The sequence below is a fragment of the Mesorhizobium sp. M1C.F.Ca.ET.210.01.1.1 genome, assembly GCF_004791585.1.
Classification (GTDB): Bacteria; Pseudomonadota; Alphaproteobacteria; order Rhizobiales; family Rhizobiaceae; genus Mesorhizobium.
Genome location: NZ_SRUU01000064.1, coordinates 1 through 11,656 on the forward strand (window position 1 = coordinate 1; position 11,656 = coordinate 11,656).

5 protein-coding genes are annotated in these 11,656 nt (G+C 58.6%); 2 read left to right on the top strand and 3 right to left on the bottom strand.

All coding sequences use genetic code 11. The features are described 5' to 3' along the window. Nucleotides 1-466: 466 nt before the first annotated feature. Entirely contained in the window at nt 467-1,399 is a 933-nt protein-coding gene (locus EN853_RS32520) for a MurR/RpiR family transcriptional regulator (RefSeq protein ID WP_127862988.1), read from the bottom strand. Between the two features lie 672 nt (nt 1,400-2,071). Next, nucleotides 2,072-2,929 carry a LysR substrate-binding domain-containing protein gene (locus EN853_RS32525; RefSeq protein ID WP_127862989.1) on the bottom strand — a complete coding sequence of 286 codons (858 nt, stop codon included), beginning with the start codon at nt 2,927-2,929 and terminating at the stop codon, nt 2,072-2,074. A 134-nt stretch (nt 2,930-3,063) separates the two neighbouring features. Here EN853_RS32525 and EN853_RS32530 point away from each other — a divergent pair, with 134 nt between their 5' ends. Together EN853_RS32530 and EN853_RS32535 are read left to right on the top strand one after the other, a co-directional pair. Further along, a complete protein-coding gene (locus EN853_RS32530) occupies nt 3,064-3,699 on the top strand; it encodes an NAD(P)H-dependent oxidoreductase (RefSeq protein WP_127862990.1) in 636 nt (211 codons plus the stop codon). A gap of 193 nt (nt 3,700-3,892) precedes the next feature. Beyond that, nucleotides 3,893-4,876, top strand: coding sequence for a LysR family transcriptional regulator (locus EN853_RS32535; RefSeq protein WP_167524672.1), 984 nt, complete (start codon nt 3,893-3,895; stop codon nt 4,874-4,876). Between the two features lie 119 nt (nt 4,877-4,995). Here EN853_RS32535 and EN853_RS32540 read toward each other — a convergent pair whose 3' ends face one another. Further along, nucleotides 4,996-11,631, bottom strand: coding sequence for an SAM-dependent methyltransferase (locus tag EN853_RS32540; protein WP_210234828.1), 6,636 nt, complete (start codon nt 11,629-11,631; stop codon nt 4,996-4,998). Nucleotides 11,632-11,656: the final 25 nt, after the last annotated feature.

Sequence of the window (11,656 nt, forward strand, 5' to 3'; positions counted from 1 at the left end):
GAACCTGGCCGCAAGCCGCCTCTGCTCGACGCCCTTCGTGCCCTCACAACGCGCGCCCAAACCTTCCCCGGCATCATTCGGCAGCCGCATCGATATCCGATATACTGACATCAATCTCTCCTCGGGAGGAGCGAGCCCAACCACCTCACATGTTCTGGCAGAGGGCTTCGCAGCTGATGATGCCGTATGGATCGGCAAAGGATTCGAGCAGTTCGAAATGATCGTAGGCTTGCGCCACCAGCAATTTATCGAGCATGCCTCGCCTCTTTGCCGCCTCGTCAAATTCATGCGAATGTCGCTCGGGTTCAGGCCTCCAGATCAGCCTGTACGACGATGGTTGGGCAGTTGTAGCTGAGCGGTTATGAAGGGTCATCGCGAGGCTCTTTTCGTGGAGGAATCTCCCGAAGTCGGCGTACCGGCTTGGCGGCACCGAAAACGAGCTCGGGCGACGGGCGATGCGATGCGGCTAAGCGATCGGAAGCTTCGCCCGATTCAATGCAGACTGAGTTGCCCTTCCGACCGGCCGTTCGCTCGGCAAGGGCCTCGGGTAGATGTCGAAGGCTGTGGAATGTTGTTCGGCCCGCTTAAGCACCTCTGCGACGTTCGTGCCGGTTTTTTCGGCGACGAGGGCTGCCAGAATTTCGGCCACCGAGAGTGCCGGCGTCATGCTCGGAAAGAAAGAATGCGAACGGGTAGAGAGCACAATGCCCTCATGGGCCAATGCAAACAGCGGCGACATCTTGCTATCGGTGATCGCCACAATCGCTGTTCCTCTGCGCAACGCCTGCCGGACGAGGTCGCAAGTTGCGTCGGCATATGGCGCAAATCCGATCGCGAGTATAGCGGCACTTGAGCCGGCGTCGTGTATGACATCGATCCAGCTTCCAGTTGCCGTATCCAGCACTTCAACATGCTTGCCCAGTTGGGACATCAAATAAGCGAAATGGCGAACGACTGAGTGCGCCCGGCGTGGGCCAAGACAGAACAGGTGGCTGGCATCAGCAAGCAGGTCCGCTGCAGCCACGAGCCGCATGGCGGTGGCGGCCTCGGCGAGGCCGGCTGTCTGGGCGGTGAGCGCATCGGCAATCTTGCTGACAGCGGAATTTTCTTTTCCCGCGACCCGTCGTCTGGAATTGCCAAACCCCTGCAATGTGTGCTCAGGCGCTCGCAGTCCCCGTGCATAGATAGCACGCAGATCGTCATAACTATCCAGCCCGAGCCAGGCAGCGAGCCGGACCATTGTCGTGTGCGAGACTCTCGCCTTGCGCCCTTGCTCGCGCATTGACATCAATGCGACGTCCGCGGGGTGTTCCAGCACAAAACGAGCCGCAGTGCGCAGTTGGGACGGCATAGATGCAAGCCCCCCCACCAGCATCTCAGCCAGACGAGCTTCTTCCATTTCAGCTCCCTCATCCAGGTTCGATTGGAGCAAGCTGCCTCGAGCTCCGCACGAAGCGATCACAGCGCGAAGTTCTCGCGGAAAATATCGACGCTCACATCTTGAAAGCTCTGCTTCAGCTGCTTTGAGAATTTCAGAATCGCCATCAAGCGGCAAATGACGAATCTTGGGCGACAGATTAGCTCAGCTAATGCCCTAAGGCAGTCGGAAGGAGTGTTCGAATATCGTGGCAAAGCCAGTCGGCGCTTTGCGAGGATTGCAGCGGCCGCGAGCAGCCTTTTTAGAGTGAATGGGCACCGATGCGTTCGCAGAGGAACATAGGTGACCGCGATCTGGCGGCTCTCTCGACAGTTCGGCGACCTGAGAAGGTCGACCACGCCATGCTTACACGCAGTGCTCGGTGACATGGTCTCGAAAATGCCCGATGCGGTGCATGTGCAAGGATGGTCGCACATGACATTGGCGATCGCCAGGGGATCGGAGGTGCCAGCAGTCGAAGATGCGATCCTCGCCTTTCGGTCGATCCACATCCCTCGCCTTCACCGCCATCCGATCCGCGATTGTTCGCAGCAGGCCCCTTCAAGCAGGTCGGGAGATACTCGCAATCGACGGAAATGAAGTCTCCCGTCTCGCTTCCATTTGCCGGCACCTCCCGTCCTGGTTGGAGCGCGCTTACCCAGCATCGATGCGGGTCGCCGCGTCTCTGATCATGTCGGCCAACACGCGTATGGGTTCGCGGCACCCGTTCTCAACAATACAAACCAGGAATTCTGCGTTGGGAAGTTCCGGCAGGCCGTCTACCGGTCCCAACTCTCGGAGCCCGTTGCCAAGGGCGCTACGCGGAAGCGGCGTCACTGCCAGACCGGCGAGTGCCGCGGCGCGAACGCCGGAGATGCTTGGGCAAACGTACGCGATTTGCCATGGCTGCTGCTTCCAGGCCAGCGCGGCGAGTGCCGCTTCCCGATACGGGCATGGCTCTGGAAAAAACGCCAGTGGAAGCGCCTCCTGGAAAGCAAGCTGATCGTGTTCGGCGAAAGCCCACACCAGCGGCTCCTGCCAGAGGCTCCACCCTCTCGTCTCGCCGCGACAACGACTGCCGAGCACTAGGTCGAGGCGCTCCTCGTCGAGTGCTTGGAAGAGCACCGGAGGGATACCTACCTCAACCTCAAGCGCCACGCCTGGATTACCAGCCTTGAATCCGCGTAAGACATAGGGCAACCAAGTGGAGGCGAAGTCCTCAGAGGCGCCGATCCGAATCGTACCGGTGAACTTTGAACCAGCAAGACGAGCGCGAGCATCCTCGTTCAGATGCAAAATAGTCCGCGCGTAGCTCAACAGCGTCTCGCCCTTCGCAGTGAGCGCCACAGAGCGCGTATTCCTCGTCAGAAGAACACATCCGGCCTGATCTTCCAGACGTCGGATTTGGGCGCTGACGGCAGATTGGGTCAGATGCAGCCGCTCGGCAGCTCGGGTGAACCCGCCCGAATCCGCAACGGCTACGAAGGTGCGCAACAGCTCAGTCTCGAACATGAACGTCAATCTATCACGAAACGTTCTCAATCATAGCTGATTAATTCGTTAGTGTTTTTATCGAAGCCTTCTTATCCTCCCGTTCGCATCGGCGTTACTCCCATCTACGTCTGACGATAAGAGAGGGCCACAACATGTCGAACCTGCTCTATGTCGAATGCTCTCCGCGCAAAAAGCGCTCGGCGTCGATCGAGGTCTCGCGAGCATTCCTCGATGCCTATGTCGCCGCGCGCCCAAGTGACACGATCGAAACCATGGACGTCTGGAATCTGGACCTGCCGGAGTTCGACGGCGAGGCTATGGGAGCGAAGTATGCCGGGCTGAGCGGCGCGACGCTCACAGCCGCTCAGCAGGCGGCTTGGGAAAAAGTTGCGGAGCTGGCACAGCCATTCGCAGAGGCCGACAAGCTGCTCATCGGAGTACCGCTGTGGAATTTCAGCATTCCCTACAAACTGAAGCACCTTATAGACGTAGTCTCCCAAAAGGACGTGCTGTTCAACTTTGACGGTAATGGGTTCACCGGCCGCCTGACGGGGAAGAAGGCCGCCGTGATTTATGCACGGGGTCTCGACTACTTCTCGAGTTCCTCCCCCACCCCGGCCGCCGCTTACGACTTCCAAAGGCCCTACGTCGAGATGTGGCTAAACTTTGTCGGCATCAGCGACATTGCTACCATTGTCGTCGAAAAGACTTTATTCGGACCAGAACTCGATGAGAGTGCTCGGACTGAGGCCAAGAGAAAGGCGGCACTCCTCGCAAGGGTTTTTTGACGTGTTGTCAAGGAGTTCTGTTGTTATGACGCGCGCCTTATGAGAAAAATGCGCTCGTCAAAAGATAATTCAGAATCGTGGCTTCAAGTCGAAACCTAAAGGGCAATTTATCACAAAGTAACTTCTGTAATGCAACTCTTTGCATGCTGTTGGGATCGGACCACAGGAGTTCCAAAAGGAGCACGAGCGACAAGTGTTGAAGTCCTCCCGACAGACTAACGGAACCAACATCTTTCGCGGTCTTGACACCTCGTTGATTGGCGGCCTGTGGTTCTTCACGGTCGTAGCGCGTCGGAAAGGTTTCGGTGTAGCCGCCCCCGAGCTTTACGTCACGCAAGGAGCAGTCAGCCAACGAATCCGGGATCTTGAACGCCGCCTCGGTGCCAAACTGTTCGTCCGCATCGGTCGCACGGTTAGTCTCACCGCCGCGGGCGAGGAGTTGTTCGGTGTCATCAATGGCTCGTTTCACGATATCCAGACCAAGATTGCGGCCTTCGCTCGGGAACAACAACAGGTCGGCCTCGTCGTGAGCTGCACTCCGTCGCTGGCCATGGAATGGCTGCTGCCCCGGCTTAGTTCCTGGTACAGCACCTCCAGCAATATCAAGGTGCAGATTCGGGCCGAGTATCACCGAATGAACCGAGAAATCATGCTGAATGAGAATATCGATGTTGCGATACGCTACGATTGCGAAAACTACGACGACTTGCATGTCGTAGATCTCATGGAAGAACAGATCTTTCCGGTCTGCACTTCCTCCTACTGGAATGACAATCAGCAGTTTCGCGACGTCTCCGCCTTGGATCGGCTCACACTCCTCCATGACGCTGAGCCTTGGGTAGGTGCTGAGCCCGACATCGAATGGCGTGGCTGGCTTGGAGCGCAAGGCGCCCCGAAGATCGATAGCGGACGCGGCGAGCGGTACAATCTGGCCCAGATGGCGACACGCGCCGCGCTCCTACACGAAGGGCTCGCAATGGGGCGCTCCATACTCGTCGCCGATTACCTTGCCGATGGACGTCTTATCCGCCCCTTTGGTCCAGCAGCCACGACTGGCGCCAGATATCGACTTCTCACGACGGTGCCTGTGGACGGCACTGTTGCCCTGTTCGCGTCCTGGCTGACCGATGCGCTGAAGTCCTCGGCAGACAGCATTTTGAACGACCACGCAACATGAGCACCGCAGTCACCCGGTCCGCTCATGCGAGAATTTGGCGCTTGCAACCGCGTATCGCGGGACCTGTCAATCGCGCTGCAGAGTTGGTCGGCAGCTGTTAGCTGGCAAATCGGTGTCGATTACGCGGCAGCCGGCAGGTAAACCCTGTCTCCGGCGAAGATCATGGTCGGGTCAACGATATGGTCCATGTTCAGCACAACCATCTCGGCAACGTCAACCGAATGCTCTCTCGCGATGTTGCCGACCGTTTGACCCGGCTCGACTTCAACCCAGTGATAGCCTTGACTCTCCAGTTCCGGATTGCATCGGCCCCTGCTCTCGGCACCGCGCGCGTGGTGCGCCACAAACGGTGCCATAACCCAGCCCCGGTGTTCTTCGCCGTCCCATCCATACCCTTGGACACATATCCATTCGTTGCCTGCCTCGTCGGTCTTGAACTCGCCAGTATCATGAACCAGCGAGCCTGGCCGCAAAACAGCAACTCTTTCAGAGAGGGTAGCTGGCTGCTCCTGCAAATTCAGACCGACGAGCTGTGGCATTGACTCTTGTGGCTCCTCGGGATCGACCGATACGTCGCCCGGATTGTCGGGCGGCGTACCATCGGCCGGTGACGGCGTGGTGTTATTTGTAGAGGGCTCAGACTTGTCCTTGTCCTCAAGCAGTGCCTTCCAAACGATGCCGCTGGTCAGCAGGAGCCCGACTCCGAAGGTGCCCGCAAGGACCAGGCGCTCGTCGAGCTTCCGTTCGGTCGGCCAGACGGATTTGACCCAGAGGTAGGCAGAGCCACTCGCGATCAGTGACCCAGCAAGGATGCCCGCTTCGCTGCCTGCCTGCGCGGACTGGATCGTGGAGGGAATACTGCCGAAGAAATAAAAGGGCAGTAGCAGCTTGTCGGTGTTCGGGAATGCGGCCTTTCCGGTCAGCAGCTCCTGCAGTTTCTTGCCAGCGTAGGTCCAGTTGCCGATCTGGTTCGGGACATTGCTCAGTAGATTGAACACACTGTCACCGAAATGGCGAAACCCTTCCTCGATATTGGGAAACCAGGTCAGGAGATACATGCCGCCGAGGGCGCGGCCCAGGCGCTTGTCCGGCGCAAACGCCGCGGGGAACATGCTTTCCACGATAAAGCCAGCGCCGCGAAACGCATAGGCGCTGGCGGCGATGGGAACCCGCCAATGCTCGGGAAACGCGGCAAATACAACGCAACCGAACGTTATTGCCGTGTATACCTTTCTGCGCGGGGGGCCATCGCGACCGGGCAGGCCCCGCTGGCTCAGGTCGAGCTTGGGCACCGGTCCCAAGGCAAGCTCGGCTCCTTGCTTTGGCTCGAACACAGCTGCGTCGACTTCTTTGAGAGGGCTGCGCGGAACGGCACCAGGCTGATCGGGGCCACCCAATAGAGCTATGCGGAGTAGGTTGAATTCGTCACTGCAGAAGGACCAACTCTGCGTTTCACCTTCGGAGCGGCCGTGATCGCTGACGCCTGCAATGTCATCTTGCAACAGGTTCGCCAATCTGCGTTCGCGAACATCTGCTGGATCATCTGCCCGTTCGGTGAACCAATTCTCCAGAAGGGAATTGAAAGGCTCGTGCTGCGTTCCCCTGGCATGATCCGAGTCCTTGACCGCTTGCGCCATCTCCTGAGGCGAATTGAGGAGCGCCTCGAACTGATGCGGCTCCTCGTTCTTCAAACGCTCGAGGTCAAAGCCCAGCCCGGCCAGGCTTTCCGCCGGGGTTGGTGCGCCGCCGGCCATCATTGGTACCAGCACATAGAAACCCTTGGAATTGCGATGCAAGTTCAGCTTTGGGCCTTCTCGATCATCCTTCAACGATGGGGTTCTGGGCGTTCGGATATGCTTTACGCCGATGACGCCGTCGCGGTCCTCGAGGCGCTTCAGAGCAGGCTCCAACCGCGGATCGGCTAGTGCGACGACAACCTTGCCGTCTCTCTGCGGGTCGGCGACCAGGATGCGCTTCAGCTTGCTTGACATCGCAGGCAGCATTTTCTTCAACTGATCGTCAGACAGCGAAACCAGTTCCTCGCGGCTAAGGGCCTCCACTTCCCAGGGCGTTAGTTCCCAGGGCGTAAGCGGCGCAGCGGCCGATTTCAGCGCCTGTTCGATCTCCTCCTTTGAGAGGCGTAGCTCTTTGCCGATCTGGTCATACACATCCTGAGGCGGAACACCGCGCCGCATCAACTCGTCGCCTCTGGCAATAATAACGTCCGCGTTCGACGCAGGGCGTCTCCACCCCATGGCCTTTCGCCTCTCTACGTCGAACGCGCTGTGCAAACGAAAAAAGTCGGCCGATCTGACATTGTGGACATCCGCTTGATGCAAAACGAAGCGGACGAAGCCGCCCATTGAGGTGTAGTGTTCGGGTTCACTTAGGTTGTCCAAAGCGTGACTCAGGACGATCGCGTCATGCCAGGAGCATTTAATGTCTCCAGTGGATTTATCGGCCGCCGTCAGCATCGAACTTATGAGCTTTTGGATGGCTTTCGGTGCGTTGAAACTGTCCACGCGCTGCAGCTTCATCGGCGCCAGGCCGAGCGTATGAGCCGTCCACAAATCGGTCATCAGCGCAAGATAAGGGCGCGGCAAATCGATATAGGCATTCAGGTTGTTGAGGCGCTGCAATTCGATCGTGCCGAACCACGTTTCGATTGCTGGAATGTCGAGATGAGCCGGAATTAAAGACTCGCCTGTTTTGAGGGCGTCGACGATCTCGTCCAGAGTTCGCCGCGCGGGGCGGTCGCGCACCGGCACTGACAGCGGCTTCAATGCGGTCTTGATCAGCGATGGCAAGGTGTGCCCTTCCCGGATATCGATCTGATCGAAGGCTATATTCGCCAAAGCAGCCAGGTTGATTGTGCTGGTTGGCGCGCTGCCATCCTCCTCCTTCGGCGCGGCGAGCGTCATCGGATCGGTCGGCTGGGGCTGGCCATCATCGTCCTCGCCCCGCGCGCCCTGCTCCAGTGCCGTTTCAAAGGGTGCGGTTGCCAACATGGACGGGATATCGTCTCTTCCTTCCGGCAGGGCTGAAACCAACCCCACGCGACTGGGGGCGTCTGCTTCCCGAGGCACAAGCTCCTCTGAATCCGCCTGCCCGACTTCAAGTGTAGATACGTTCTTCTCCTGCGTCAGCGCGAAGAATGATCGGAAACGCGCATAAAGAGACATGGCATTATGCCGCTCCGTGCCGGATAGAGCATTTATCTCCTTGCCGAGACCATGCCTCCGCAAGAAGTCCTCCTGGGACTCGAAACCCGCAGCGGGCGCACCGACCGAGCGAGCCGGACTCAATCCGATCTGTTCTCCGAGCCGTAAAAGAACATCCGGATCGACCTTCGCAGTCATGTCGATCGCACCCGGATACCGATAAGCCCATTCAACCGGCCGCGCTTTCCTGTAAAAGGAATAGGGTTGCCGCCACATGATTTCAGGCTCACCGTAGTCGAACGTAATGACGAAGCCTTTGTCGAGCGCCTCATAGACGTCCTTCATCCAGCTGATTGCTCTGACGTTGATCGTCAAATCCTGCTCGCTCTGCGTGTCCGGCCTGTCTAGCAGCCGCCGCATTGTCGGTTCGTGGAGCGCCGCGTTCAGTTCCGGACTCGCCTCCCCCCGCTTCTCAATGAACCGACCGTAGTCGTCGATCGTGACATAAATCTCTTCGATACGCCCGCCCGGCTGCCGGAAGGCACGATGCACCGGAAACGCGTCGACCAGTTCGTTGGAAAGGATTACGCCTTGCAAATTTCCCAAGGGCAGGGCATCCGCGCTGGCATGCACCCAGCTAATCCGCTCTTCGCCTTCCAATTTCGCTCGCTGACGTGTGATGAGCGCCTGGCTGCGCTCAACAATCACATAGTTCAGCGCGCGATAGACATCCGGATATTCTGCCTTCAACCTATCGATGACGTCGCGAGCCAGAGTGCCGTTTCCAGCCCCCATCTCAACGACATCGAAGCGATCCGGGTGCCCCATAGCCTGATACATTTCGGCAAGAGCGTTGCCGATCGTATGACCAAACGCCGGGGACACTTCCGGCGCGGTGGGGAAATGATCGGACGCTCCGCGACCAATGGCGACATCGCCTGAGTTGTAGTACCCCCCTTCACCGTTGATCCCATAAAGGGAGAGGTTCATGAAGTCTGCAAAGGTAACTTCTCCGTGCGATCGTATATGCTCGGCCAACGCGTTACGGAACCGCGGGTCGACCAGACCTTCCAGTGTGCTTTCCGTGGCGATTTCCTCTAACGTGCTCGAAGGTTTGCCTGGATCCCCGGTCGGCTCGTTTGGCGCGCCGAGGCTTCTGGGATCGATTGGCTGGCCGTGGACTTGTGCGCCTCGCTCCAGTGCCGTCTCATCAAACGGCGCCGGAATGCGAGCGCCGCGACCACCATTCTCCAGCCAGAAGTGATGTTGCGCCGCCTGGGCCTCATCATCGGGGGCTTGCCGGTGGTAATGATCCTCTCCCCCTGTGATGTCGGTCAGCGGCAGGTTCGGCAGTTCCATGACGGCCGAGTTCTTCGGCGTGGTGGTCTTCGCGCCAATCTCGATTTCCCCATCGACGGCGTGGGCGCGCGATCCCAGTCGGCTCGAGACCTCGCGAGCCAGCGAGGTGGAATAGGTCTCGGCGTCCACGCCGTCGATGGGGGGATCAATCTTGACCTGCACGCGCTTCCGCGTTCCGGCCTCGCAGACATAGAGGACGATATCTTGGCCTGGCGTGTAATCCTCATGGCTGCGAATATCGTCGACGAGCCGCTCCGCCGATTCGATCTCAGCGGCGTCGGCAATCACTAGGAACGCATCCGGCGAAACCTCAACCTCGACCGCCTTGGCATCGACGATGCGGCCATCGACTGTCACGCTCCCCTCCTCAAGATAATTCAGATCACCTTGCCGGCGCGCAACCGTGTCTCCTCCTTGGTCTTTCGGCTGGATGAGGCTTGGCATTTCAGTCAACAACGGAGGATGCAGACTCTCAAGCTCCCGCATGGTCCTGGCGTCACGAAGGTAGTGCCGCACACCCAAGTGCGCCCAGCCCCGCCCGCCAGGTGCAGCTGCCGGAAAGCGGGAAGCCTCCAACGGTTCCCCGATTTTTTCTCCTCTCATCTCCTTGTTCTTCTGTCGCGCCTTTTTATAGTCATAGATCAGAGCAACTAGATCGGATAGGTAAGCAAGAGGCTTTATCGGCCGATTGAACTTCATCAAAGGCAGCTGCTCCAGTAGACCGACCTGCCATTCTTGCTGGAGCTGGCTCAGGTAATGATCTGCGTCTCTTAGCACTAGGTTTTGATTGTATTCTTCCGTCTTTCTGAGTTTCACGATAATTGATAACGAGAAGTTAATTATATCGAGCTTCGTTGCGTGAAAAACAAGATCGCGAATCGTATTTAGACCTACCGTATTTGCCCAGTTTACTATATCCTCTGCTCTTGCAAGTGTGATTGCCGTATTAATTATGGTCCTAACAGCCGTATTATGCTCAAGTGTTTGTACCTCTACATGCTTAGCCCCTCCGCCTTGTGAGATTGCCGGTGGCGTCACATGGCGAAGTACTGCCTCAGCCAGACGTTTAAACTCCGCGTATGTATTTTTCCGCAATTCAAAGAGAGACTTGTTCTGAGTTCCTGACAGCAGCGCATCGGCCGTTGCTCGGAGAAGAAGTTGATACTCGCTGTCTGAAGCAGCCCCATTCTTTAGGCTTGCCCACGCTTGTTCCAACTCCGTATCGTTTGCTGCAGGGAGCAGAGGCCGCGCCTCCGGCAATCCGCCCTCAGATTTTGGGGCGCTTTCGACGGGCGGCTTGTCGTCCGGCGATTCTTTAGGTTCGACCCCTGGCAAGTTGCCGGGCTCGATCTTACCAGCCGGCTCATTTGGCGCGCCGAGGCTTCTGGGATCGATAGGCTTGCCGTCAACTCGCGCGCCTCGCGCAAGTGCATCATCATCGAACGGCGCCGTAACGGGCGTCTTGGGCCTGCCGTCCTGCAGCCAGAAGTTCTGCTGCGCCGCCTGCTCGCTATTGGAGGCTTGCGGGTATTTTTGTCCATGCGAGACGTCGGTCAACGGCAAGTTAGGTCGTTCCACGACGGCCGAGCCATCCAACGTGATTGTCGCGTCAAGGTTGATCTCCCCGTCGATCGCGTGGGCGCGTGATCCCAGTCGGTTGGCGAGTTTCCGGGCCAGCGAGGTGGCAACGGAAACATCGGGCAACCTTCCCCGTGTGCCGGCCCCGCAGACATAAAGGACGATATCCTGGCCCGGACGGTAGCTGTTGTGGCCTTTAATATCTTCGACGAGTCGGTCAAAATCGGGCAAGTCGGTCTCATCGGCAATCACCAGGAACGCGTCCGGCGACACCGAAACCTCGAGCGCGCCGGCTTCGACGACATGGCCGTCAACCGTCACGCTCCCCTCCCCGAGATAATTCAGATCACCACGCCTGACAGAAACCGGCAAGCCAGAAAGCTGCTCGGCCTGCGTGTCGATCGTGTTGTGGATTTGGTCTTCAGGACTCTGGTTCAGGTGATTGTTGAAGGATCGGCTCTCGTGCACGATCCCGACGCCGCCGAGGCTGAGCATGGCGGGACCCATGACGGCCATCAGCCAATCGCGGGCCTTGGCGTCGTCGCCGGCGAGCAGCACCTGGCGCAGGCCGTCGAGGGAGAGCCAGCCGCCGGTTCCCAGATCGATCAGGTTGCCCGCCTGCGTGCCCAGATACGCGGATTTCGCCGCCCGCGTCACCAGCCCGGGACCGGCGGCGTCGAGC